The sequence below is a fragment of the Rhodococcus sp. 3258 genome (genome assembly GCF_031456475.1).
Lineage (GTDB): Bacteria > Actinomycetota > Actinomycetes > Mycobacteriales > Mycobacteriaceae > Rhodococcoides > Rhodococcoides fascians.
Map to the genome: position 1 here is coordinate 165,541 of NZ_JAVDUT010000003.1, position 25,004 is coordinate 190,544.

The window sequence follows — 25,004 nt, forward strand, 5'->3', positions numbered from 1 at the left end:
TCTCGACACACACGACTCGCAGCAGAGGAGGAGCAGGCGGCAATGTCTTCGGTTTCGTCGCACTCCACCTCCGAAGGGCGCTCGTCGGACGGGTCTGCACCGGTGCCTGCGCGGCATCCGTCGAGACTGACGACCACCGGAAACTTCCTGCGAAGTCCCGAGGGCAAAGCAGCGATCCTCGGGGTTCTCGGTGCGGTCTGCATCATGTTCGGTGGATTCGGCGCGGGCAGCGTGCGCCGTCGTGACCCGTTGCTCGAAGAGATGCATCTGTCGTGGCTGCGATTCGGTCACGGCTTCGTGCTGTCGACCGTCATCGTCTGGGCCGGTGTGCTGTTGATGATCACCGCCTGGGTCAGGCTCGGCCGCGCCACGCTGCACGGCCGCACCACAGTGGGCGAGCTCCGGTGGATCGTGCCCGCATGGACGGCACCGCTGCTGCTGTCGGTGCCGATGTTCAGCCGCGACGCTTACTCGTACCTCGCTCAAGGTGCGTTGCTACGGGACGGCTTCGACCCGTATGCCGTTGGGCCCGTTGCCAATCCGGGAATCCTGCTCGACAACGTCAGCAACGTGTGGACCACGACCACTGCCCCGTACGGGCCGCTGTTCCTACTCCTCGGTCGCGGCATCACGAGCCTGACCGGTGACAATGTGATCGCCGGAACCATGCTGCTTCGCCTGACCATGCTCCCCGGGCTCGCTCTGATGATGTGGGCCGTCCCGCGACTGGCCACCCATCTGGGCGGGCGCGCCACGACGGCGGTGTGGCTCGCCGTGCTCAATCCCCTGGTGCTGATCCACCTCATCGGCGGAGTGCACAACGAGTTGCTCATGGTCGGCCTGATGACCGCGGGCATCGTGCTCGCGCTCGAGCGTCGCCACGTGGCCGGCATCGCGCTGGTGGCGATCGCTGTGGCCATCAAGGCAACTGCCGGTCTCGCTCTGCCGTTCCTGGTGTGGATCTGGATGCTGCACCTCCGCGACAAGGCGCGCGAAGAAGGCCGCACACCGCCTGCACCGATTCTGGCGTTCACGAAGACCGCGGGCATCGGAGCGTCCGTTTTCGTCGCGGTGTTCGCCGTCGCGTCTGTGATCGCCGGAGTCGGCATCGGCTGGCTCACGGCGTTGTCCGGCTCGGCGAAGATCATCAACTGGCTGTCGCTGCCGACGATCCTCGCGCATCTGGTGACCGTCAGCACCTCGTGGTTCCTCGATCTGCGTCTCGGACCGGTTCTCGACGTCACCCGGTTGCTGTGCGCGATCGCCTTGGTGGTCATCCTGGCCGGGGCGTGGTGGTTGGGCCGCCGATCCGAGCGGGACGCTGTCAAGGGCATCCTGATCGCTCTCGTCGCCACTGTCGTTCTCTCCCCCGCCGCGCTGCCCTGGTACTACTCGTGGCCGTTGGCGATCGCGGCCGGCTTTGCGTTGTCCCGCCGAACTCTGATGGTTCTCACCGGCCTGTCGACCTGGCTGATGCTGGTGTTCCAACCCGACGGATCCATCGGCCTGTACACGTTCGTGCACGTGGCCCTCGCAGTTTTCGCTGCAGTCGTTGCCGCGCTGGCGCTGACCCGAGTCGACCCGTTGCGTTTGCGATCGGACCGCTCCCGGGAACACCGTGCCGTACCCAACGCCCCCAAGACCGCGCCCGTCTCCAACGAAGACGACGCCACACCGTGAGGTCCCGCGCCATGAGTGCCCGCGTATCGAGAGAACTGACCGACATCGATCCTGCTCTGCACGAGGCGTATCGCATCTGCCGCGAACTGAACGCCCAGCACGGCAAGACCTATTTTCTGGCAACCAGACTGTTGCCCGTCGACAAGCGCGCAGCCGTGCACGCTCTGTACGGTTTCGCTCGGATGGTCGACGACATCGTCGACCTCGAGGGCACCGACATCGCGGTCGGTTCGGACGAACTGAACGCCCGCAGAATCGTCGAACTCGACATCATCGAATCCCGGGTGCGCGACGCCTTGGCCGGAAAACCGCTGTCCGACAGCACATCCGATCAGGTGTTGAGCGCATTGTGCGACACGGTCGCTCGGTACGAGATTCCCCACGATTACTTTTTCGCGTTCATGCATTCGATGCGCATGGACATCCCGGGCAGCGCGATGTTCGTCTCGCGGTACCGAACGATGGAGCAGTTGAACGAGTACATGTACGGATCGGCCGCAGTCATCGGACTGCAGATGTTGCCGATTCTCGGAACGGTGGTTCCGCGAGCCGAGGCGGAGCCGTCGGCTGCGGCGTTGGGCGAGGCGTTTCAGCTGACCAACTTCATCCGCGACATGGGTGAGGACCTCGACCGCGACCGCATCTATCTCCCGACCGACGAACTGGCGGCCTTCGGGGTCGACGAGGATCTGTTGCGGTGGTGCCGGACCACCGGCTCGGTCGATGCCAGAGTCACCCGCGCCCTCGCCCACTCGATCGCCGTCACCCGGTCGATCTACCGGACGTCGGACGCCGGGATCGACATGTTGGATCCGCGAGTGCGTCCGTCCATGCGAACGGCGTCCATTCTTTACGGCCGCATTCTCGACGAGGTCGAGGCGCAGGGCTACCGGGTGCTCTCCCAGCGTGCGACCGTGCCGCAGTGGACTCGCGCACGCGTCGCGCTGCCGCAGTTCGCCGTCACCGGCTGGAAGCGCGCCACGGTCCGCTGACGACCGCTGTTCCAGCTGCTAGAAGGCCATTGCCTGAGCGCGTCTGATCACTTCGCGCATCAGGTCACCGTGCAACGCTGCGACCGGGGTGCCGGGCAGACTGTCGTCCTCGGCGAACAACCACCGCAGAATTTCTTCGTCCTCGTAGCCGCCGTCGTGCAGCACCGCCAGCAGGCCGGGCAGACCCTTGACGATTTCGCCCTTGGTCGTGTCGAAGAACTGCTCGGGCACGCCGGGGACGCGGGAACGCTTGAGAGCCAACAGCTGACGATCTCGCACGAGCTGCTCGACGCGCGTCTTGGGGACGTCCAGGATCTTGGCGACGTCGGCGAACTGCAGCAGAGAAACCGACGGATCGAGCACGTCGTCGGCGTAGGGAATGGCACTCACGCGGGTAACGTTAACGGGTCCGGCGTCCAGACTTCAAAAGTGACGCGGCCCGCCACGGAGACCGAAGACACGAACCACGATCGTCGGTGAGCTCCCACGGCGCCGATACCATCGTCGTCAGGCGTCCGGATTTCGAGCGGACACATCGAGGACGACGAGGGGAGGTTCGGTGATACCGGGTTCGATGCTCGATCGTCGATATCGAATAGACGCACCGATCGCACGGGGCGGAATGTCGACGGTCTACCGCGGACTCGACACCAGGCTCGACCGACCTGTCGCGGTGAAGATCATGGATCCGAAGTTCGCCGAGGACCCGCAGTTCGTTCAGCGATTCGAGTTCGAGGCACGCGCGGTGGCCAGGCTGAGCCACCCCGGCCTGGTGGCCGTGTACGACCACGGGCGGGACGGCGATCACGCATTCCTGGTCATGGAGCTCGTCGAGGGCGGAACGCTGCGCGAGCTGCTGCGGGAGCGCGGGCCCATGCCGCCGCACGCCGCAGTCGCCGTGGTTCGCCCCGTGCTCGAAGCTCTCGCCGTCGCACACCGCGCCGGTCTGGTGCACCGAGACATCAAACCGGAGAACATCCTGATCAGCGACGACGGAGACGTCAAGATCGCCGACTTCGGGCTGGTCCGAGCCGTCGCCGCATCCACCGTCACCTCGAGCAGTGTGATTCTGGGCACGGCCGCGTATCTGTCCCCCGAACAGGTCACCACCGGCTCCGCATCCGCGAGCAGCGACGTCTACGGCGTCGGAATCGTACTGTTCGAGCTGCTCACCGGACGCACCCCGTTCACCGGCGACACATCCCTGTCCATCGCCTACCAGCGCATCGACAACGACGTTCCGCTCCCGTCGACCCTCATCGCAGGCGTGCCACCACAGTTCGACGACGTGGTCCAACACGCCACCGTCCGCGACCCGGAACACCGATACCGCAACGCCGACGACATGGCCCGCGCGCTGCGCACCGCCGCGTCGGCGCTGGCACTTCCCGCGTACCGGGTGCCCGCTCCCCAGCGTTCGGCACAGCACCTGAGCTCGGCGGCTGCGGGCGCACCGACGACAGTCGCCGGCGATCGACAGCCGCCCACCCGCACCCAGGTGGTGCAGAGCGCTCCCCCGGTACCACCGCCCGACGGCGTGCACCACACCCGAGTGGTCACGTCACCGACATCCCGCGAAATCGAGTACGAACCGCAACCGGACGACCCGCAGCCGGCGGCACCCCTGGGCCGGCGACACTACGAATTTCCCGACTTCGCCGCCGATCGCCAACGGTCCCGGCGGGCCATCGTCGTCTGGTTGGTGGTCGTTGCACTGCTGGCCGTGTTGGTCGGTTTCGGCGGCTGGTGGATGGGCTCGGGCCGATACACCGCAGTTCCGATGGTCGACGGTCTCGACACCACCGGTGCCACGAGCGCGATCGAAGCGTCGGGCTTGGAAGCAACGGTTCGGGGAACGTACTCCGACACCGTCTCGACCGATCTGCTCATCGGCACCGACCCCGTCGGTGGTTCCCGAATCGCCAAGGGCGACACCGTCTTCCTGCTCGTCTCACTGGGCAGCCCGACCGTCCCCTCCATCGACTCCGACGCCTCCGTCGAAGACATGCAGCAGCAATTGCGCGACAGAACCTTCACCCCGGTCGACGGCGGCGAGGCATTCAGCACCACCGCACCGATCGGCGGCGTCGCGGCGCTCGATCCCCCGCCGGGAACGGTGTTGAACACCGGTGCCGCAGTCACCGTGCTGCGCAGCAAAGGTGCACCGCCGGTGCAGGTTCCCGACGTCCGCGGACAGAGCGTCGATCAGGCACGGACGACTCTCGAATCGGTCGGCATCACCGTCGACGAGGTCCGCGAGACGTTCGACGAGGACACCGACGGCGGAAAAGCGATCGGCACGAATCCGAAGGCCGGCCAGACCGTCAAGTCCGGCACCACCGCCGTCCTCGACGTGTCGACGGCAGTCACCGTGCCGTCGCTCCTCGGCCGTTCGGTGGGATCCGCACGCACGACTCTGGACTCGCTGGGACTGACGATCGATGTTCGTCAGGTGGTCGACACGGACGGCTCGTTGGTCATCTCCCAGAGCCCCGGAGCCGGTTCACGGGTGGAACCGGACTCCGAGGTCATGGTCGTCTCACTGCCCTGACCACCGCTGCCCTGACCCGCCAGGGCGGTGCCGGCGATCAGCCGCGAAGCATCTCGGCGACGAGGAATGCCAGCTCGATGCTCTGCTGAGTGTTCAGTCGCGGGTCGCAGGCAGTTTCGTAGCGCCCGGCCAGGTCGAGATCAGAGATGTCCTGGGCTCCGCCGAGGCATTCGGTGACGTCGTCACCGGTCAGCTCGACGTGGATTCCGCCCGGATGGGTGCCGAGGCCGTTGTGCACCTCGAAGAAGCCCTGCACCTCGTCGACGATGCGGTCGAAATGCCGGGTCTTGTATCCGGTGGACGCCTCGTGTGTGTTGCCGTGCATCGGGTCGCACTGCCAGATCACCTGGTGTCCGGTGGCCTGCACCTTCTCGATGATGGCGGGCAGGATGTCCCGAACCTTGCCGTTGCCCATGCGCGAGATCAGCGTCAGGCGGCCCGGCTTGTTGGTCGGGTCGAGGCGCTCGACGTATTCGACGGCCATCTCGGGGGTCGTGGTGGGTCCGATCTTGAGCCCGATCGGGTTCGAGATCAGTTCGGCGAGCGCGATGTGCGCGCCGTCGAGCTGGCGAGTGCGGTCGCCGATCCACAGGAAGTGAGCCGACAGATCGTAGAGCTTGGGGTGATCGTCGGTGTTGTCGAGCCGCAGCATCGCGCGTTCGTAGTCGAGGACGAGTGCTTCGTGGCTCGCGAAGATCTGGGCGGTGTGCAGATTGGGGTCGGAGACGCCACAGGCGTCCATGAACCGCAGGCCGCGGTCGATCTCCCCGGCCAACGCCTCGTAGCGTGCTCCGGCGGGTGACTGCGCGACGAATTCACGGTTCCAGTCGTGCACCTTGTGCAGGTCCGCCATCCCGGCTCCGGTCAGTGCCCGAACCAGGTTCATCGCCGCACTCGCGTTGGCGTAAGCGCGCACCAGCCGTGACGGATCGTGGCCGCGCACGCTCTCGTCGGCCACCAGCGAGTTGATCATGTCGCCGCGGTAGGACTGCAGGCCGAGCGCATCGATGTTCGACGAGCGAGGCTTGGCGTACTGGCCGGCGATGCGCGCGACCTTGACCACCGGCATGCTCGCCCCGTAGGTGAGTACGACGGCCATCTGCAGCAGCGTGCGAATGTTGCCCTTGATGTGCGGTTCGGTGTTGTCGACGAACGTCTCGGCGCAGTCGCCACCCTGAAGCAGAAACGCCTCGCCGCGGGCGACGGCAGCGAGCTTGTCCGACAGCGCCTCGACCTCACCTGCGACGGTGATCGGCGGAACGCTCTCGAGCACCTTGCGCATCTCGCCGGCCTGCTCGGGATCCCACTGCGGCTGCTGCGCAGCCGGCTTGGCCAACGCGTCGTCCAATCGAGTGCGCAGTGTCGGAGACAGCGGCGGCAGGTCGGGCAAGCGATCGATGGGTACGTCGACAGTCCAGTTCACCGCTACAGGATATTCGTACCGCCGTCACCGCAGGACAACGGGTGTTCAACCGCGGTACGAGTACTCCTCGATCGCCTGGAACTTGGCCAGATTGTGGCGCGCGTCGGCCAGGGCATCGTGGGCGTCGTCGGGCACAGAGGGAAGCTCGGGACTGCCGCGATCCTCCCAGTACTGACGGAGCTCACGGGTGAATCGAGGCAGGGAACGCGGCAACTCGGTCATCGATCCCCACAGCTGGCAGAGCGCCACGTGGTCGTACGCCGCCACCCATGCCCACAATTCGACCTCGGCACCGTAGTGCGGAACGAGGAATTCGAGCAGTTCGTCGCGAATTCGGGATCGGCTCATCCACAACGGCGACGAGTACGGTGGCAGCTTGGGCAAGACGTTGCGCCGGACCCACCGGCCCGCCCGCTCGGGGTCGAACTCGGAGGACACCGCATAGAACTCGCGACCGTCCTCCGACACCACACCGATCGAGACCAACTCGATTGTGCGACCATCCTCGATGAACTCTGTGTCGTAGAAGTAGCGCACGCGGCTCACCCTAGCGCGTGCCCCGGCACGTCCCCCACACACCGCAGAACCGAGCCGAACAAGCCCTGAAAGGGAACGTTGTGACTTCGTCCGACACCAACCGTCCGGTCGCCGAAGCTTCGGAGCCTGCCGGCCCGACGCGACGCCGGTGGCCGCGTTGGGCGGTGGCGTCGAGCAGGGTCGTCGTTGTCGTCGCCGCGGCGGTCGGTGTGCTCTTTCATCTCAACGGGTTTCCCGGGCTGCGAACGTTGGGTGAGCATTATCGACTGGATCTCGATGTCTACCGGCTCGGCGGTGAGGTGTTCGCTCGGGGCGGGGATCTGTACGGCCAGCTTCCTCCCATCGCGACCGGTACCACGTTGCCGTTCACGTATCCCCCGATTGCTGCCGCTCTGTTCAGCCCGCTCTCGAAGGTCTCGCTGTACGCCGCATCGATGACGGTGACGTCGTTGTCCATGCTCGCATTGCTGACGACCGTTGTGCTCACGCTGATCTCGTTGGGGGTTCGCCCTCGCACGCTCGTGTGGTGGAGTGCAGGCGCGATGTTCGCGGTGTCCGTCCTCGTACTGGAGCCGGTCACGTCCACGTTGAACTACGGGCAGATCAACATCGTTCTGATGATGTTCGTCGCGCTCGACTGCTTGCCGAAGAAGACTCCGTGGCCTCGGGGTGTGCTGATCGGTCTGGTCGCCGCCGTCAAACTCACTCCCGCAGTTTTCGTCTTGTTCTTCTTGCTGCGCAAGGACTTTCGCGCTGCGGTGGTATCGGCACTGAGCTTCGCGGTGTTCACGGCGATCGGGTTTGCGCTCACGTGGTCGGACTCGGTGAAGTACTGGACCGAGACGATCATCGATTCCGATCGGATCGGCGGACCGGCGTACCCGGCGAATCAGTCCATCACAGGTGTGCTGGCCCGCCTCGGAATGGACGAGCTCCCCCGTTCGATTCTGTGGATCGCGCTGTCGGTAGGGGTACTGCTCGTGGCGGGAATCGCGATGCGCAAAGCGTTCGCCGCCGGTGAGGTCGCCCTGGCGCTGACCGTGAACGCGATGTTCGGCCTGTTGGTCTCGCCGGTCTCCTGGTCACACCACTGGGTGTGGGCAGTACCGTTCGCGTTGGTGCTGGCCACCGTCGGATACCGCCGTCGAAGCGCACTGCTACTCGCTCTGGTTGCCGTCGGACTGGCGATCATGGTGTACGCACCGCACTGGAAACTCGGTGAAGGTCGATGGAGTGGACTCGACTGGCCGTTGGTCGATCAGTTCGCCGCATCCGCCTACGTGTGGTGGGCTCTGGCCTCTGTGGTCGCCGTCGCGGCCGTGAAACTCTCCCCTCGGGTCACCCCGAAGGAAACCGACACCGCGGTTCACTGACCGCCGTCGTCAGCTGGCCTTCGAGTCGGGGATACGGCGCGCGGACGGAGCCGAATCTTCGGGTGTCGCAACCTTCTTCAGCGAGGCCGCGTACACGTCGACGTATTCCTGGCCCGAGAGCAGCATCAGGTCGTACATCACCTCGTCGGTGACGGCGCGCTCGACGAATCGGTTACCTGCCATTCCCTCGAACCGGGAGAAGTCGATGGGCTTGCCGACGCGAATGGTGACCTTTGCCGGACGCCACACGCGCGAACCGATCGGGTTCATCTTCTCGGTGCCGATCATGGCGACCGGCACCACCTGAACGCCGGTCTGCAATGCCAGGCGCGCCATTCCGGTCTTGCCCTTGTAGAGCCGGCCGTCGGGCGACCGGGTGCCTTCGGGGTAGATACCGAGCACCTTGCCGGCTTCGATCACGCGGGCACCGGCGTTCAGTGCGTCCTGTGCCGCGTCGGCTCCGGTGCGGTCGATGGGCACCTGACCCACCGCGGTGAAGAACCACTTCTGGAACGCACCCTTGAGACCCGAGCCGGTGAAGTACTCACTCTTGGCGAGGAAGGTGATGCGCCGCGGGGTCTTGAGCGGAAGATAGAACGAATCGAGAACCGCTTTGTGGTTGCTGGCCAGGATCACCGGGCCGTGCGTCGGAATGTTCTCCGCACCCTCGATCGTGGGCCGACCCAGGGCAATGAGCAGGGGCCCCACGATGATGTATTTGAACAGCCAGTACCACATTGACGTGCTCCCTGATCATGGTCGGCAATCGTTGGTGTGCCGGCTCGCGCGGGGCGAACCGACTGCGGCCGTGCGTTCTCGAACCGTGCCGCGTAGTGAACTGTACCCAGGGTTTATGACACCAGCCACATCGACGAGGAGTCGTCGTGCGACATCACACGGCGTCGGTCCGGACCGTCATCGTGCGGTGGTGACGAACTGTGCTCGCGCGAGCTCGGCCGCACCGATCATCCCCGCGGCCTCGCCCAGTTCGGTGCTGCGAATCCGTGCCAGCGGGCGATGCCCCGCGCCGGTGACGAGCTCGGCGTACTTGTCCGTGGCACGAGCGAGGAATTGGCTCGACGAAGTGGCCACACCGCCGGCCAACACGATCAGGTCGGGGTCGTACACATCGCTGACCATCGAGAGTCCGACGCCGAGCCAGTGTGCGAAATCCTCCATGGTGCGTCGGCCGATCGAGTCGCCGTCGTGCGCGGCGCTCGCGATCCGACGCCCGGTCAACGAGCCGGGATCGAGGAAGACCTCGCGCGCCAACCTCGTCGAGGACGACGGGTCTGCGGCCAACAACTCCACCGCCGTATCCACCAGTGCGGTACCGCTGCAATACCGTTCCCAGCACCCGCGTTTGCCGCAGGGACACGCGCGTCCGTCGGGCACCACCTGAATGTGACCGAGTTCGGGTGCCACCCCGTGGCTCCCTCGATAGATTCGGCCGTCGATCAGCAGCGCCGCACCGATTCCCGTTCCGATCGCCACCATCACCACGTTGCGGCCACCCGATGCCGCTCCGAAACGGTATTCCGCCCATGCGGCGGAGTTGGCGTCGTGTTCGAGCAGGACCGGTAGTCCGATGCGTTCGCTCATCTCGGTTGCGACCGGCGTGTCGACCCACGGCAGGTGCGGAGCGAACCGGACCGTCGTGCGGTCGGAATCGATGAAACCCGCCACCGCCAGACCGACGGCAGCGATGTCGTGCCTGCCGGCCAGCTCCTGCACGGCGCGGTCGAGACCACGCTCGAGTGCACGAGCAGTGTGGGGCGTGGGTGCTGCGGTCGAGTCGAGCACCTGACCGTCCGCGTCGACAACCGAGGCGCGCAGGCTCGTGCCGCCCACGTCGATCCCGACCGTCAATCGCTGATGATGACGCTTCATTCGTTCATGCCTTCCTCGGCCGTCCCCCCACGGCGATGGTCACTCCTTGACCCGAACGGTAATCGGTACGAACGCCGGTCGACGAACGGACGGCGCAGAGGTGTCCTCCGACACGTCCGCGTCGGCGTCGACCCGGTCGGCAGCGGACGCGGTCGACTCGGTACCTGGCTCGCTGCTACCCCCAGCGGCGTGTTCGGTGCCCGGCGCGGTGTGGTCGATCAACAACTGGCGTAGCAGTGCGACGACGACGGCCCCTTCCGAGGCAACGAGTTCGACGAGATCGTGCCGTTCACCGCGCACCAACGCCGCGAGCGCACACACCGGGCACCAGCTGCAGCCCTGCTGATCGCGGTCCTGCTGTGTCTCGGCAACTCGGCGCAGGATGGGCTCGAGACGTGTCAGGACGGTGTCGGCCAACGCCAGCAGGTCCGCGCCCAACTCCGAATGCCCGGCCGTCACAGCGTCTCTCCGCTCACAGCTCTTACGGTCATGGCTCGGCCGCTCACAGCGGCCACACATCGGGGTCGGGTCGGAAACGCACCACCAGGAACGGGCCGTCGAGTTCCGCAGAATCGGCAATACACCGACGCAACACCGACGCCAACGTGACGCGTCGCCGCCTACCGTCGGCACTCACTATCAAGTCGTCCTCCACTCGCCCCAGACCCAAGGTGGTCGAATCGACTACCGGCAGAAGCATTCTCATCGCGTACACGGATTCGAGTCCGCTCCCCGACTCGAGTTCGACCGACGGTCGACCGGCCGGGCTCGACGCACGTCGTTCGAGGGAGTGCGGTGCCAGGTGCTCGGCCACATCCTGCAAGGGGCCCAACCCTACCGGTTCCACTTCACAGTGCTCCACCTCCACGATCGGAACCGCGCCGACGCGTCCTCGGAGTTCGGCCACGGCGTCGAGCTGCGCGGCCCGCCATCGCTCGAACCAGAACACCGCAGGATGAGCTCCGACCAGACCGATCGACGAAGAATTGAGAGCCGGGAGCATCCGGTTCACCAGCAGTCGGTCGACGCGAACGCCGAACAGAGCCGCTGCGGAGAGCGTGCGTTCGGCGTCGACGATGGACAGGTGCTCGGGGGTCAGGACCACGGTTGCCCCGGTCCGGTCGGGATCGGTGATCAGCGCCCGGACCGATTCGATCTGTCCGAGGATCCGCTCGATCATGGCCACCACGAGCGTGAGCCGCACGTCGGTTCCGGTGCCGGCGACCATGCGATCGTGGCGCGGCCACACGCGCTCGAAATAGGACGAGACGGTGTCGGGCAGCTGCAGGGTTCGCAGCGCATCCCCCGATGCCGGAAGATCGACTATCACTGTGTCCCAACGACCTTCGTCGACGAGCCGGGACACCTCGTGCAATCCCAACAGCTCCTCGATACCCGGGAACCCCATCAGCTCCTCCGGCTCGATCGCGCCGAAACTCACGCCGTGTTCGTGGCCTGCCGAAGCCACCGACAGCATCGAACCCAGACCGCGGTACCGCTCTTCGAGCAGCCGCGAGGTATCGATCTCGACGACGTCCAGGTTCGGAGCAACCGCTCCGATGCCCGAGTCCTGGTCGGTGTCACCTTGTGCGCCGAGGGCGTCGCGGAGCGAGTGCGCCTGGTCGAGGGAGGCAATCAGCACCTCCCGGCCCGAGGCCGCGAGCGCAAGACCCGACGCAGACGCCAGGGTGGTCTTCCCCGCGCCACCTTTGCCGATGAACAGCGATACCGTGGTGCGGGGTTCGGGGCGAGCGTCGGTCAGCCTTCGACCCGCTTCTTCAATTCCTTGAGCGCAGTGTCGGTGATGACCTTCTCTGCTTTGCGCTTGAACAGGCCGATCATCGGAATGTTCAGATCGACAGTGAGCTCGTACGTCACGTCGGTGCCGTTGCCGGTCTCACGCAGCGAGTACGACCCGTTCTGAGATTTCTGCATTTCGCCCGAGACGAGATTCCACGACACCGAATTGCCGTCCGCGGCCCAGTCGTACTCGAGTTCGTACGTGTCTTTCACCATTCCGGCGTCGAGCACGAACTTGACCCGCTTTCCCCGTCCGTCCGCACCGACTTCGAGGACCTCGACGGACTTCGCGGCGGACACCCACGTGGGATACGCGTCGAAATCGGCGATGACGTCCATGACCCGACTCGGTGGGGCTTCGACGACGATCGACCTCTGGGTTTTCTCCGCCATGACTACTGGTCCGCTTCCTCTCGGGTACTTCGATCCGCTTCGTTCGCTGCCTGCTGTGTAACCCGCGGCAGGCCTATCTCACACGATCGAACCGCCGACGCACAACGCGAACCGGCCGACCGTACCGCGCGGTTCATTCGGGAGCTGAACTCGACGCTACGTGGTGGGGTGCCTCGCCCGCTGACCTCCCGGCCTCGAGCTCCCGCTTCAGCTCGAAGGTCATGGCGCGGCCGGCCACCCGACGCGCATGCTGCTCGGTGGCCGACTCACTTGGTGAGGCCGGCTCGGCGTGCAGGAAGTAGTGGACGATGACGCCGTCGAGTACGGGCTCGAGCCACAGCTCCATCGTTCCGACGACGCCGCCGCGGACCGACCACCGAATGCCCTTCTCGCCGCGATCCTCGGTCACGGTCAGCGACAGGTCCGGCCACCACCGCCGCCACCGCTCCGGCGAGACGAACGCCTGCGCCACCGCCGCACCGGGCGCTGCCACGAATGTCTGATCCGCAACTTGAATACTGCTCATCGTCAGAGCTTCACATATCGGGTCCGAGACCAGGACCGCCGAGGCACATTCGGGACCGCGCGCCCCGGGTCTAGAGTATCTGTGAAGCCGAGCTATCGACTTTCTCCAACCCGTTCGATCCGGAGGTAATCCCGTGCGCGAGTTCACTGTTTCCGCCGAGTACGACATCGCGGACACCGACTCGGCTGTCGACAGCGTCTTCGCCCGCGCTCGGACGTCGCCGGATGCCGTGGTGTTCCGTCGGCTCGACGACGGCCGATGGACCGATGTCGGTGCCGCAGAATTCGAGCGACTGGTCGTCGACGTGGCCAGGGGCCTCGTCGCGGCAGGTATCGAGCAGGGCGATCGCGTCGCGCTCATGTCGTCCACGCGATTCGAGTGGTCGGTCATCGACTACGCGATCTGGGCCGCGGGCGGAGTGACCGTGCCGATCTACGAGACGTCGTCGGCGGGCCAGGTCGAGTGGATTCTCGAAGACGCCGAGCCGGTTCTGTTGGTCCTCGAGAACGACGCGCACGTACGGGAGACAGAAGCCGTCGTAGCTGCGGCGCCGTCGGTACGTCGAACGTTCGTGATCGACAACGCTTCCGGCACGGGCGCAGTGCAGGCTCTGATCGACAACGGCGCGGACGTCTCCGAAGACGTTGTGCACGAACGAGTCTCGACACTTCGCTCGTCCGATCCGGCCACGTTGATCTACACCTCGGGCACTACCGGCCGCCCCAAAGGTGTGCAATTGACGCATGCGAACCTCCTTGCGGAATCTCGCGGCATTCGCCAGACGTCGTTGAAAGCTCTTCTGACACAGGGCCGCAGTACGTTGATGTTCCTTCCGATGGCGCACGTCCTCGCTCGCGCGGTGAGTATCGCGTCGTTCGATGCCGGAGTCACCCTCGGCCACACCAACGACATTCCCAACCTGGTCGCGACCTTCGGGACATTTCGACCGGACTTCATTCTGTCCGTGCCGCGCGTGTTCGAGAAGGTCTTCAACACTGCGAAGCAGAAGGCACACAGCGACGGCAAGGGCAAGATCTTCGATCTCGCGACCGAGTGCGCAGTGGCGTGGAGCCAGGCGCAGGACTCCGGTGGCCCGTCGATCGTGTTGCGCGCCAAGCATTTCGTGTTCGACAAGCTGGTCTACGCGAAGCTGCGGACCGCTCTCGGCGGCAAGTGCGAACTCGCCATCTCGGGCGGCGCACCACTGGGAGCGAGACTCGGTCACTTCTACCGCGGCATCGGCGTGACCATCTACGAGGGCTACGGCCTGACAGAAACCACTGCGGCTTTCGCGGTGAACACGATCGGATTCCAACGTGTGGGCAGCGTCGGACGCCCGCTACCCGGGAACACCGTCCGCATCGCCGGCGACGGTGAGATCCAACTACGCGGACCCGTTGTGTTCGACGGATATTGGCGAAACGAGAAGGCGACCGCGGAATCCCTCGACGACGGGTGGTTCCGCACCGGCGATCTCGGATCCGTCGACGAGGAGGGATACATCACGATCTCCGGCCGCAAGAAGGAACTGATCGTCACCGCCGGCGGCAAGAACGTCTCCCCCGCGGGCCTCGAAGATCACCTTCGTGCCGGAGCACTGATCAGTCAGGCCGTGGTGGTCGGTGACCAGAAGCCCTTCATCGGTGCCCTCATCACCCTGGATCCGGATGCGTTCGACAAGTGGAAGTCCGCACACGGCAAGGACTCCGACGCCACGGCAGCGGATCTGCAGGCCGACCCCGATCTCGTCGCCGAGATCGACGCCGCCGTCGCCGATGCCAACAAGTCGGTGTCGCACGCGGAATCCATCAAGAAGTACCGCCTGCTCCCCCACGACTTCTCGGAGGAGAGCGGCGAATTGACGCCGACGATGAAGCTCAAGCGCAATGTCATCACCAAGGCGTACGCCGATGAGATCGAGGCGATCTACGCGAGGTGACACGCGTGGCGTAAGCCGTGGTGCGAGCGGACCGCCCGGTCAGATCAGCGACCGCAGTTTCTCCGTCAGCACGTCCCAGCGCCATTCCGCGTCGACCCATGCCCGACCGGCGTTGCCCATCTGCGTCGCCAGTGTTCGATCGGACAGGATCGTCACGATCGCGTCGGCGATGGACGACACCGAAGTCCCGTCGACGACGAGCCCGGTCTTGTTGTGCTGCACAGCTTCCGGCGCGCCTCCCGACATCCCGGCAACCACCGGAACGCCACAGGCCGACGCCTCGAGGTAGACGATTCCGAGCCCCTCGACGTCGAGGCCCGCGCCTCGGGTGCGGCTCGGCATCGCGAATACGTCGGCAATCGTGTGATGGGCAGCCAGTTCCGCCGACGGTACTGTCCCGGTGAACACCACGTGCTGCTCCATCCCGGTGGAGCGAACGAGTTCGCGCAACGTGTTCTCGTACGGACCGCCGCCGACGATCACCAGAACCGCCCCGTCCACCGCGCGCCGGATCTCAGGTAGCGCCCGGATCAGAAAGTCCTGGCCCTTTCGCGGCACCAGCCGCGACAGACACAGAACCGTCGGTCGGTCACCGAGGCCGTACCGAGCACGTAACTCCGTCCTCGCGGCATCGTCGGGCACGAAGCGATCGGTGTCGACCCCCGGCGGCAGATGCTCGAGTGCCGCCGACGCCCCGAACGCCGAGCTGAATCGGCTCCGCGTGTACTTGCTCACGTAGGTCACCACATCGGTGTTCTCCCCGATAGTGCGCAGCGTCGCGCGACCACCGGGCACCATCGACCACCCCACCTCGTGGCCGTGCGTGCTCGCCACGATGCGATCCGCCCCGGCTTTGCGCAGGTGTGACGACATCACCGCCAGCGGGGCCGCGGCACCGAACCACACCGAGTCGCACCCTCGGGTCTTCACGATGCGTGCTGCGCGGCGAGCCACCAACGGAGTAGGCAGCATCAACGTGGTCGGATGCCTGATGACCTCGAAGGGTTGTTTCGCATCGAACTTCACGTGCGAATCCCCACGCCACCGCGGCGCGTAGACCACGAGCTCGTCGGCGGGCAACTGCGAGGCGAAGCTGTGCAAATAGGACTGGATTCCGCCCGGCCGGGGCGGAAAGTCGTTCGTCACCAGAAGAGTCCGACGCATGACGACAACCGTAGCGCTCCCGATCGGACAGCTCGTGTCGACGACGCGCACGTCCGGGTCAGCGTGACCGAGCGGCCACCCAGTTGCCCCACTCCGCGACGAACCGGGTTCGGCTCGAACTAAGGACCGAGGTGATCGCTGCGTCGACGACTCCGTCCGACCCGGGTCCGGCCGCCAGCGCCTCGTAGAACCTGCGCAACGTGGACTCGCCGTACCGGTCGGCCACGAACGCGAAGACCGACCAGGCTGACTCGTAGGCCACGTTGGAGCGGGTGCCGCCTGCACCGAAATCCTCGTCTTTCGGCAACACGGTCGGCGGGCCACCGGCAGCCACGATCGATGCCAGAGTAGGTGCCAGCTGCCGGAAGTCGGCACCGGAACTGCGATACCCGGAATAGTCGGCGAAACCCTCCGCCACCCACAACGCGGTGCCTTCCGCCGTCTTCGCCCGCGCCGCCACATGCGTCAACTCGTGCCGAAGCACCGAACGAAGAGTGAACGGAGTCAGCCGCGACGCGGCATCGGGACCGAACACGACGCGCTGACCCGTCGGACGCGACCCGCCGGCCACGGCGTCGGACACGGTCACTGCGGCCACGTCCGTCGAGGGCGAGGACCCCGTCGATTCGTCGAACTCCTCGGCCGTCGAACTGACGAACACCAGTCCGTCCCGGGCCCAGTCGGCTCCCCAGAAGTCGGTGACCGCAGCGGTCGCCGCGGGCAGCTCGGCGGCCACATCTGCCACGAACTGCTCACGGTCGGGATGTCCCAACACCACCGACGTGCCGGATGCAGTGGCGACCGAGCGCACCGTCACGGGCCCGAAATCCCACGGACCACGCCAGGTGTGGCGACGGTAGGTCGGCAAGTCGGCGTCGTCGACCAGTCGCCACTGGCCGTCGCGTTCGGCGACCACCAGCGAAACCGGCCGGCGGGTCGGCGAGGCATCCGGGCCCTGCACGGCGTACCGCAGGTACACCGGTGGAGCCCACACATCGGTGGCATCCAGCTGCTCGGCAATCGACGACGGCACGGGGGTCTCGGGTTCGTCACCGATCTCGTAGTCGAAGTCCGAGAAAGGAACCGTCGGAACGACAGTCGCCCGGCGGACCTGCGCATCCACGAACGTCGGATCCGCGAGGGGGTCGAGCAACCCACGCAGCGCCGATTCGTCGCCGGAACGGAGGGCAGCCGCCCAGCGCTCGAGCAGCTCGGTCACTTCGGCGCGGCGCTGCTCGTCGTAGGTCGGCGGATTCTGCGAGGCCGACGGATCGGACGAAGTCGATGCGCTCGATGTCGCCGCTCCCGATGCAGGACCGTCGTGACGATGAACCAACAGCAGCGTCGACGCCACTGCCAGAACGACCAGGACTGCCATCCATCGCGCCCGCCCCGACGCGGTGAGAGCGTGGACAACGGACGGCCGTTCCGTACCGCTCATTCAGGCGTCAGTCGTCGTTCGCGGCACAGTCAGTATCGACGGGCCCCGTAGAACGGGAACGACGCCATCGACTGGACCTTCACCGGTACCCCGAAGGTGGAGGCATGCAGAACGTTGCCGTTACCGGCGTAGATACCGACGTGTGATGCGTCCGGGTAGAACAGAACGACGTCTCCCGGCTGCAGATCCTTCTGATCGACGGGAGTTCCGCCGGCAGCCTGAGCCTGACTCGACCGCGGCAACGTCTTTCCGACCTGCTTGTAAGCCCAGACGACCAACCCGGAGCAGTCGAAACCGTCGGGGCCGGTCGCTCCCCAGACGTACGGCTTGCCGATCTGTGTGAGACCGGCTTGCAATGCGCTGGAACCGGATCCCGGCGTCAAGTTCTTCAGAATCGTGGAGGGGTCGAAACCTTCGGGAAGCGCCGATCCCGCGAGGGCCAGCTGCTCGGACGAGGAAAGAGCGCTGTACGCGGCCATGACTTCTGCGATCTGGCCCTGAAGTTCACTCTGCTTCGCCTGCAGATCGTCGCTGACCGCTTTGGCCTGCTCGGCGGCGACTCTGGCCTGTTCTGCGGCGGTCGCGGCGGCCTGCTCTGCCGCGGATGCATCCGCGCTGGCCTGCTGGAACCGAGCTACCTGGCCGGCTGTCTCGGCGGAGATGACATCGAGGGCCGACATTTGGTCGAGCAACTGTTGCGGGGAGTCGCTGACCATGACCGCGAACAACCGGTTGGTGCGAGCGCCCTGGTAGTTGACATTGGCCACCTTGTCCATGGCGGGTTTGAGCTGCGCCAGCTGCGACTGGGCGGCGTCGAGGGCCGCCCGACTGGCATCGACGGCGGTCTGCGCATCGAGCTGCTCGCGAGCCCGAGCGTCGAGATCGATCTGCGCGTTGTGCAGCGACTCGTTGGTCTGTTCCGACTCCCGGGACAGCTCCGCCAGCTTCGCCTGCGCGTCGGAAGCCGAGCCGAACCCCGGATCGGCGCTCGCCGTCGTGATCGGCACCACCATGATGCACGCGGCCGCAACGGCTGTGGTCACCGAGCTACCTACTAGTCGTAGAACTTGGGTGGTTCTCGATATCGCCACGGAAAGCGACTCTCCGTCCTGACATATGCCATTCCAGCTGGAGTGGCGGTTGGAAAAAGTGACCGGAACCGAACGATACCCATGCTCAGCTGGGCGCGGACGTAAACACGGTCCGAAATCGACGCAGTCTGCACGTGACAGATCACAAACCAAACGTCGGAGAGGTCTCGATCAGATTACGAACTGGACGCTCTGCTGTCCACCGTACCGGCGTGTCGCCCGGAAACCGTCCCTGGAAACGACAACAGGGCCGAACCGTCGAAACGGATCGACCCTGTCGGTCGGTACACAACTCCGGTCGGAGCGCTCGGCTCAGTAGCGTCGGGCACCGTCGAACGGCATGGAGTCCACGGGAGCAACCTTGACCGGCACGCCGGACGTGGATGCGTGCACGACGTTGCCGTCGCCGATGTACATACCCGAGTGCGAGCCGCCGTAGAACGAGACGACGTCGCCGGGCATCAGGCTGTCACGCGAGACCGGGGTGCCCGCGGCTGCCTGGTCGTAGCTCGTACGGGGCAGGCTGACGCCGGCCTGCTTGTAGGCCCACTGGATCAGGCCCGAGCAGTCGAACGAATCCGGACCCGATGCGCCGTACACGTACGGAGCGCCGATCTTGGACTCCGCCGCCTGGACGGCCTTGGCAGCCGGGGTGACCTGCGGGGCAAGGGGCGCACCCGGAGCGGGCATGCCCGGAATGTTGAGGGGAGGGAGACCCGGGATGTCAGGAATCTCGAAGGTTCCGACGCCGGGGATGGTGACTGGGGCCGCCATTGCCGGTGCAGCGGGGAGAATCACCACGCCTGCCGTGAGCGCTCCGGCTACGAGAGCTCGCCGCAATGTTCGGTTGGAAAGTTGTGACGCCACGAAAGATGGTGCTCCGTTTCTTCCACTCGTCCGCCGACCGAGTTAGCTGACGGGTTCGGGCTGGGAAGAGCAGCCCTACCCACCGGCCACCATCGGTGACTCGGCGGGATTCACCCCAGTAAATATCGGGTTCCCGGTACGAACACTCTCGCGAGTGATCGATTAGGCGGTGACTTGCGACGCCACTCCGGTTTGGACTGGCAAGACTCCGCAAGGTCTCAGGAAGGTTACGAAATGGCATACCCCTGTGTCGACCCCAACTCGCCGAACGGACCGAATTGGGCCGTGTTCTCGCTACCCGGCGCGTTGATCGCCCGGTGTGTCACGAGTCGATAACAGGGGAACATCCGCGGTGCCGTCGTCGTTCACGACGAGCTTGAGTGCGGGCACCATACCGACCTCGGCGAGCACTCCCATGGCACCGAGTTCTTCCTGCTCGAGGGTGATACGAGACGGTGAACCGACCCATTGCCCATCCGATCTCGCGGGCATCCCGGGAGCCCCCAGAAGCACCGTCACAACGCAGTCGGCGCAGGCGATGTCACGAACCAGGCAGTCACTGCAGTCGATGATCATTGTGATCCTTGTCTCTTTGTCGCGTCGGACGGTGTAATCGGCCGATCGAACGAAAGGTAGCGCCAGCCACCGACAGGTTCCGCGACTCGACAATCGGCACCGACCGACACGATGCCCTCCGACGCCGTGTTCGGCGTTCTTGTCGGAGGTCGGCCCTAACGTCGTCGCAGTGAGCCTGCCGATCCAGCTGACGTTCGACGAACTCGACACCCCGCTTCACGCCACCACGTTCGTCGTCGTCGACCTCGAAACCACTGGTGGCAGCGCTGACACGGAGGCGATCACCGAAATCGGGGCAGTCAAGGTCAGAGGCGGCGAGATCATCGGCGAATTCGCTACCCTCGTCGACCCGGGCAGATCGATCCCGCCCTACATCGTCGAGTTGACCGGCATCACGACGGCGATGCTTATCGGGGCTCCCCGCATCGAACGCGTTCTCCCCGGCTTTCTCGAGTTCGCTCGCGGATCGGTACTGGTGGCACACAACGCCGGGTTCGACACGGGATTTCTCAAGGCCGCAGCGAGTCGACTCGACATCGCCTGGCCCCGCTTCCAGGTGCTCTGCACGGTCAAACTCGCCCGGCGAGTGCTCACGCGCGACGAGGCACCCTCGGTGAAACTGTCCGCCCTGTCGACGTTGTTCAGATCCAGCACTCGGCCGACTCACCGAGCATTGGACGACGCGCGTGCCACGGTGGACGTGTTGCACGGCCTGATCGAACGAGTGGGCAACCAGGGCGTACACAGCTACGCGGAACTGGTCGACTACCTCCCTGCGGTGTCGGCGGGGCAACGAGCCAAACGCGGCCTGGCCGCACACCTGCCCGATACACCCGGCGTCTACCTCTTCCGAGGACCGTCGGACGAGGTCCTGTACGTAGGCACCTCGAACAACCTCAAGCGTCGGGTGCGCAACTACTTCACCGGTTCCGAGACACGTGGGCGAATGAAGGAGATGGTCTCGCTCGCCACTCGCGTGGACCACGTCGAATGTGCGCACGCACTCGAGGCAGGAGTCCGCGAACTACGGCTGCTCTCGGCTCACGTCCCGCCTTACAACCGCCGATCGAAGTTTCCCCGCAAAGGGTGGTGGGTCACCCTCACCGACGAAGCGTTTCCGCGTCTGTCGATCGTGCGCACTCCCGCACCCAACAGCCTCGGACCGTTCGCTGTTCGGGCGGACGCGGCGGAGGCCTCCGCCCTCGCCGCAGAATTCTGTCGACTTCGTACATGCACCCGCCGGTTGGGCCGCGCGGTTCGACACGGTGACGAGTGCACCGCGACGGACGTCGGTGGCTGCCCAGCGGCGTTCTCCGGGCCCCTGACGGCCGAGGAGTACTCGGGTGCCCCGGCGAAATTTCTGGCGTTCGTGTGTGGACACGACGACGAGCTGCTGTTCGCGATGCGACGCCGCGTCGCCGAACTCGCGGACCGTGAACTGTTCGAGACAGCCGCGCGTCTCCGCGATCGAATCGCGGTGACGGTGAACGTGCTCCGCAGGATGCACCGAGCAGCCGCCGTTGCGGCCATCGCCGAGCTCGTCGCGGCCAGGCGGACGGCCGACGGTGGTTGGGAGCTGATGGTGGTGCGCTTCGGCCGCTTGGCCGGGGCGGCCGTCGCACCGAGAGGAGTGCACCCGATGCCCGTCGTCGATGCGATCACGGCGTCGGCCGAGACGGTGATGCCCGATGCGACGCCACTTCGCGGTGCGCCGCCGGAAGAGGTGGGCCTGATCGCGTCGTGGCTCCACACGGACGGAGTGCGCATCGTTCGCACCAGCAGTGGCTACTGCAGCCCTGCTCGGTCTGCGGGTTCGTGGGAGGAGTGGTGTCGAACGGCCCGAGAAGCAACGCGGCAGGAGTGGAGCCCGCGGAACGACAGATGAGGCGAGAGTGGAGCCCGCCGAACGACCGATGAGGCAGGAGTGGAGCCCGCGGAACGACCGTTGAGGCAGGAGTGGAGCCCGCGGAACGACCGATGAAGCGAGGGTGGAGTCGGTTGAGCAACTAGTGTTGTCTCGGTTGGGTCGAGCTCGCGTCGTGTGTGGGCCCGGAGATGCGTGAGGAGCACAGATGATCAATGCCATCGTCTTGATCGACGCCGAAGCCGATCTGATTCCGGAGACGGCGCAGGCCGTTGCCGATGTGGACGGTGTGTCGGAGGTGTATTCGTGCGCCGGCGACGTCGATCTGATTGCCATTGTCAAGGTGCGTGATCATGCGTCGATAGCCGAGGTCATCACGAAGCACATCAATCGTGTTCGTGGTGTTCGCAGTACGACGACTCACATTGCGTTTCAGTCGTATTCGAGTGCCGACGTCGATGCAGGATTCTCGATCGGCGAGTAGTTCGGTGTGATTCAGTCGGCCAGCGCGGTTGTGCAGCGTGCCCAGTCGGCAAGCAGGCGGGCCGCGGAACCGTTGTCGACAACCGTTGCCGCAGTTGCCAATCCGGCTTCGATTTGCTCGTGCAGGTTTCCCGAGACTCCTCGATGCGCGGCCATGGCCGCGGCGGCGTTGAGTAGCACGGCGTCACGGACGGGTCCGTGTTCGCCTGCGAACACGCGATGTGCCACTGCTGCATTGAATTTCGCGTCCCCGCCTCGGAGGGCCTCGATGGGTGCCCGAGCGATTCCGTAATCGGCCGGGTCGATCGTGTCGACGGTGACGGTCCCGTCGGACACCACGTGCACGGTGGTCGTGGTGGACAGGGTGATTTCGTCGAGCCCGTCGTCACCACGGACGACGAGAGCCGAACTACCGCGTCGAGCGAAGACGCCGGCGACGACGGGCACCAGATTCTCGAATGCGCAGCCGATCAGTCCGGCGCGTGGGCGGCCCGGGTTGGTCAAGGGGCCCAGCACATTGAAGATCGTCGGAATGCCGATCTCCTTGCGCGCCGGACCGGAGAACCGAAGTGCGGGGTGGTGGATCGGCGCGAAGCAGAACCCGATCCCAACCTGCTCGACGCTCGACGCCACCCCGGCGGGCCCCAGGGTGACCCGCACGCCCAGCGCCTCGAGCACATCGGTCGTACCACTCTTGGACGACGCTGCACGGTTACCGTGTTTGACGACGCGTATTCCGCTGGCAGCGACGACGATCGCGGCCATCGTGGAGATGTTCACCGTGTCCGCACCATCGCCGCCGGTTCCGACGACGTCCACCGCGTCACGGTCGGTCTCGACCAGAAATGCGTGCGAGAGCATGGAGTCGGCGAGACCCTCCAGTTCCGCGGGAGTGGGGCCCTTCATCTTCAGTGCCACCCCGAAGGCAGCGATCTGAGCGGCTGTGGCGTTGTCGGACATGATCTCGTCCATCACCCAGCCGGTATCGGCGCTCGACAGGTCGGCGTGCGTGGTCAACGCTCCGAGGATTCGACGCCACGTTCGCGGCTGCTCGTCACTGGTCCCTGCGGTCATGGTGGATGTGCCGTGCCCTTCTGCTGTCGATGCGCGCGGTGCGGTGGAAGCTTAGTCAGACGTGTCGGCGGGTGAGGCGGGCTGCAGCGCATCCCACCCCAGTACCGCTCCCCCACGCCGTTGCGCGAGACCCGCCATGCGAGACCTCTCCTGCGAACAGTGCAACGCGTCGAGCACCTGTACCCGCTGCAGGACCAGAGCGACACCGTCATCGACTTGCGGCCGATACCCGGTGTCGTCCGGTAGTTCGACCTGCGGACCGACCTCGTACGCATCCTGCGCCGCGACGGCTGCCGCATCGTCGACTTCGTGCGCGGGCAGCACGAGGTGATGCCGCAACAGCACCTCGGAGGACTCGATCCACGTGGGTTCTGTGTTCGCCGCCTCGTCGAGAACGGCGGAGCACGCCCGCGCGTCGTCGAAGCAGCTCGCCACTACCACCAGATCTTCGCGCGTGGGGTCCAGACGTTCCGCGGTCGACCGCGAGAACAACCGCCGAAACCACCCACCTGCACTGCTCTTTGCCATGAGGCCAGCCTTGCACGACTGGACCCTACCGGCCCGTACAGGCCCTTCCACCAGCGCGGGAACAAGGGCGCGCTCGGAATCGTTCCTCCGCGACGCGCCAAGACCGGACCCGGATATGCCTTCCGTACTACGACGGGTCATACTTCTTTCTGTGACGAGCGCTGTAGGGACTCAAGGATCGGCAATCACCCAACGCGTGCACTCGCTGAACCGTCCCAATATGGTCAGCGTCGGCACGATCGTGTGGCTGTCGAGTGAACTCATGTTCTTCGCCGGGCTGTTTGCGATGTACTTCGTCGCACGCGCGCAGGCGAATGGAAACTGGCCGCCGGAGCCGACCGAGCTGAACCTCGGGCTGGCTGTTCCGGTGACGGCCGTGCTGATCGCTTCTTCGTTCACCTGCCAGCTGGGCGTGTTCGCTGCCGAGCGTGGCGACGTGTTCGGGCTTCGTCGGTGGTACATCGTCACCCTGGCAATGGGCGCGTTCTTCGTCGCCGGTCAGGGATACGAGTACTACCACCTGGTCCACGAGGGCACGACGCTCTCGAGCAGCGTGTACGGCTCGGTCTTCTACATCACGACCGGCTTCCACGGTTTGCACGTGATCGGCGGACTCATCGCCTTCGTCTTCCTGATCACCAGAACCCTGGTCAGCAAGTTCACGCCCGCGCAGGCCACCGCCGCCATCGTCGTTTCGTATTACTGGCACTTCGTCGACATCGTCTGGATTGCCCTCTTCGCGACGATCTACTTCATCCGCTAGTGACAGTCAGCAAGCCACAGATATCGAGCGAACGGATTCAGCCCCCGAC

The 25,004-nt window shown here is 65.5% G+C and carries 24 protein-coding genes and 1 riboswitch; of the genes, 8 read left to right on the forward strand and 16 right to left on the reverse strand.

The genetic code is table 11. The annotated features are described in order from the left end of the window. The first annotated feature begins 42 nt into the window (after positions 1-42). Together J2X62_RS11625 and J2X62_RS11630 are read left to right on the forward strand one after the other, a co-directional pair. Complete coding sequence (locus J2X62_RS11625) at positions 43-1,680, forward strand: alpha-(1->6)-mannopyranosyltransferase A (protein ID WP_201010833.1); 1,638 nt, start codon at positions 43-45, stop codon at positions 1,678-1,680. Between the two features lie 11 nt (positions 1,681-1,691). After that, complete coding sequence (locus tag J2X62_RS11630; RefSeq protein ID WP_032368109.1) at positions 1,692-2,672, forward strand: phytoene/squalene synthase family protein; 981 nt, start codon at positions 1,692-1,694, stop codon at positions 2,670-2,672. Positions 2,673-2,690: 18 nt separating this feature from the next. Here J2X62_RS11630 and J2X62_RS11635 read toward each other — a convergent pair whose 3' ends face one another. Beyond that, a complete protein-coding gene (locus J2X62_RS11635) occupies positions 2,691-3,062 on the reverse strand; it encodes an Rv2175c family DNA-binding protein (protein ID WP_027497362.1) in 372 nt (123 codons plus the stop codon). 184 nt (positions 3,063-3,246) lie between these two features. On the opposite strand from J2X62_RS11635, the gene pknB reads away from it, so the two are divergent. Further along, positions 3,247-5,223 (forward strand): Stk1 family PASTA domain-containing Ser/Thr kinase, encoded by a 1,977-nt coding sequence (gene pknB / locus J2X62_RS11640; RefSeq protein WP_052053201.1) that lies wholly within the window; start codon positions 3,247-3,249, stop codon positions 5,221-5,223. A 37-nt stretch (positions 5,224-5,260) separates the two neighbouring features. Here the strand turns inward: pknB and J2X62_RS11645 are convergent, their stop codons facing one another. Together J2X62_RS11645 and J2X62_RS11650 are read right to left on the reverse strand one after the other, a co-directional pair. Then, a complete protein-coding gene (locus tag J2X62_RS11645; RefSeq protein ID WP_027497364.1) occupies positions 5,261-6,646 on the reverse strand; it encodes a class II 3-deoxy-7-phosphoheptulonate synthase in 1,386 nt (461 codons plus the stop codon). 45 nt (positions 6,647-6,691) lie between these two features. Further along, complete coding sequence (locus J2X62_RS11650; RefSeq protein WP_310180698.1) at positions 6,692-7,183, reverse strand: polyadenylate-specific 3'-exoribonuclease AS; 492 nt, start codon at positions 7,181-7,183, stop codon at positions 6,692-6,694. 164 nt (positions 7,184-7,347) lie between these two features. On the opposite strand from J2X62_RS11650, the gene J2X62_RS11655 reads away from it, so the two are divergent. After that, positions 7,348-8,556 (forward strand): glycosyltransferase 87 family protein, encoded by a 1,209-nt coding sequence (locus J2X62_RS11655; protein WP_310181256.1) that lies wholly within the window; start codon positions 7,348-7,350, stop codon positions 8,554-8,556. A 9-nt stretch (positions 8,557-8,565) separates the two neighbouring features. On the opposite strand, the gene J2X62_RS11660 is transcribed toward J2X62_RS11655, so the two are convergent. The 6 genes from J2X62_RS11660 to J2X62_RS11685 all read right to left on the reverse strand — a co-directional run bounded on the left by J2X62_RS11660 (position 8,566) and on the right by J2X62_RS11685 (position 13,165). Beyond that, positions 8,566-9,294 (reverse strand): 1-acyl-sn-glycerol-3-phosphate acyltransferase, encoded by a 729-nt coding sequence (locus tag J2X62_RS11660; RefSeq protein ID WP_032374359.1) that lies wholly within the window; start codon positions 9,292-9,294, stop codon positions 8,566-8,568. Positions 9,295-9,471: 177 nt separating this feature from the next. Next, positions 9,472-10,446, reverse strand: a complete 975-nt coding sequence (locus tag J2X62_RS11665) for an ROK family protein (RefSeq protein ID WP_027497367.1) — start codon at positions 10,444-10,446, stop codon at positions 9,472-9,474. Positions 10,447-10,485: 39 nt separating this feature from the next. Next, positions 10,486-10,905 carry a hypothetical protein gene (locus J2X62_RS11670; RefSeq protein WP_032374360.1) on the reverse strand — a complete coding sequence of 140 codons (420 nt, stop codon included), beginning with the start codon at positions 10,903-10,905 and terminating at the stop codon, positions 10,486-10,488. Positions 10,906-10,948: 43 nt separating this feature from the next. Continuing rightward, the gene (locus J2X62_RS11675; protein ID WP_310181259.1) at positions 10,949-12,229 is read right to left on the reverse strand and encodes an ArsA family ATPase; all 1,281 of its coding nucleotides are present in this window, start codon (positions 12,227-12,229) and stop codon (positions 10,949-10,951) included. After that, complete coding sequence (locus J2X62_RS11680; protein WP_027497370.1) at positions 12,205-12,639, reverse strand: SRPBCC family protein; 435 nt, start codon at positions 12,637-12,639, stop codon at positions 12,205-12,207. The genes J2X62_RS11675 and J2X62_RS11680 overlap by 25 nt, the downstream gene beginning before the upstream one ends. Positions 12,640-12,772: 133 nt before the next feature. After that, a complete protein-coding gene (locus J2X62_RS11685; protein ID WP_027497371.1) occupies positions 12,773-13,165 on the reverse strand; it encodes a hypothetical protein in 393 nt (130 codons plus the stop codon). A gap of 133 nt (positions 13,166-13,298) precedes the next feature. Between J2X62_RS11685 and J2X62_RS11690 the strand changes: the two genes are divergently transcribed. Continuing rightward, positions 13,299-15,104 carry a long-chain fatty acid--CoA ligase gene (locus J2X62_RS11690; protein WP_032370297.1) on the forward strand — a complete coding sequence of 602 codons (1,806 nt, stop codon included), beginning with the start codon at positions 13,299-13,301 and terminating at the stop codon, positions 15,102-15,104. Positions 15,105-15,143: 39 nt separating this feature from the next. Here the strand turns inward: J2X62_RS11690 and J2X62_RS11695 are convergent, their stop codons facing one another. The 5 genes from J2X62_RS11695 to J2X62_RS11715 form a co-directional block, all read right to left on the reverse strand. Next, the gene (locus J2X62_RS11695; protein WP_027497373.1) at positions 15,144-16,268 is read right to left on the reverse strand and encodes a glycosyltransferase family 4 protein; all 1,125 of its coding nucleotides are present in this window, start codon (positions 16,266-16,268) and stop codon (positions 15,144-15,146) included. Between the two features lie 58 nt (positions 16,269-16,326). Further along, entirely contained in the window at positions 16,327-17,709 is a 1,383-nt protein-coding gene (locus J2X62_RS11700; RefSeq protein ID WP_222058708.1) for a hypothetical protein, read from the reverse strand. A gap of 29 nt (positions 17,710-17,738) precedes the next feature. Next, a complete protein-coding gene (locus J2X62_RS11705; protein WP_080729233.1) occupies positions 17,739-18,722 on the reverse strand; it encodes an NlpC/P60 family protein in 984 nt (327 codons plus the stop codon). A gap of 390 nt (positions 18,723-19,112) precedes the next feature. Next, entirely contained in the window at positions 19,113-19,667 is a 555-nt protein-coding gene (locus tag J2X62_RS11710; RefSeq protein ID WP_027497375.1) for a C40 family peptidase, read from the reverse strand. A gap of 18 nt (positions 19,668-19,685) precedes the next feature. Continuing rightward, positions 19,686-19,846: riboswitch (cyclic di-AMP (ydaO/yuaA leader) on the reverse strand. A 115-nt stretch (positions 19,847-19,961) separates the two neighbouring features. After that, complete coding sequence (locus tag J2X62_RS11715) at positions 19,962-20,243, reverse strand: hypothetical protein (RefSeq protein WP_027497376.1); 282 nt, start codon at positions 20,241-20,243, stop codon at positions 19,962-19,964. Positions 20,244-20,412: 169 nt separating this feature from the next. Here J2X62_RS11715 and J2X62_RS11720 point away from each other — a divergent pair, with 169 nt between their 5' ends. Both J2X62_RS11720 and J2X62_RS11725 read left to right on the forward strand, forming a co-directional pair. Then, positions 20,413-22,128: a DEDD exonuclease domain-containing protein gene (locus J2X62_RS11720; protein WP_032370295.1), complete on the forward strand. Its 1,716-nt coding sequence runs from the start codon at positions 20,413-20,415 to the stop codon at positions 22,126-22,128. 187 nt (positions 22,129-22,315) lie between these two features. Further along, positions 22,316-22,591: an Lrp/AsnC family transcriptional regulator gene (locus tag J2X62_RS11725; protein WP_032370294.1), complete on the forward strand. Its 276-nt coding sequence runs from the start codon at positions 22,316-22,318 to the stop codon at positions 22,589-22,591. Positions 22,592-22,602: 11 nt separating this feature from the next. Here J2X62_RS11725 and trpD read toward each other — a convergent pair whose 3' ends face one another. Together trpD and J2X62_RS11735 are read right to left on the reverse strand one after the other, a co-directional pair. Continuing rightward, complete coding sequence (trpD, locus tag J2X62_RS11730; protein WP_310180718.1) at positions 22,603-23,664, reverse strand: anthranilate phosphoribosyltransferase; 1,062 nt, start codon at positions 23,662-23,664, stop codon at positions 22,603-22,605. Between the two features lie 51 nt (positions 23,665-23,715). Beyond that, positions 23,716-24,192, reverse strand: coding sequence for a hypothetical protein (locus J2X62_RS11735; protein ID WP_032370292.1), 477 nt, complete (start codon positions 24,190-24,192; stop codon positions 23,716-23,718). A gap of 151 nt (positions 24,193-24,343) precedes the next feature. Between J2X62_RS11735 and J2X62_RS11740 the strand changes: the two genes are divergently transcribed. After that, on the forward strand, positions 24,344-24,955 hold the full coding sequence (locus J2X62_RS11740; protein WP_027497380.1) for a heme-copper oxidase subunit III: 612 nt from the start codon (positions 24,344-24,346) through the stop codon (positions 24,953-24,955). The last annotated feature ends 49 nt before the right edge of the window (positions 24,956-25,004 follow it).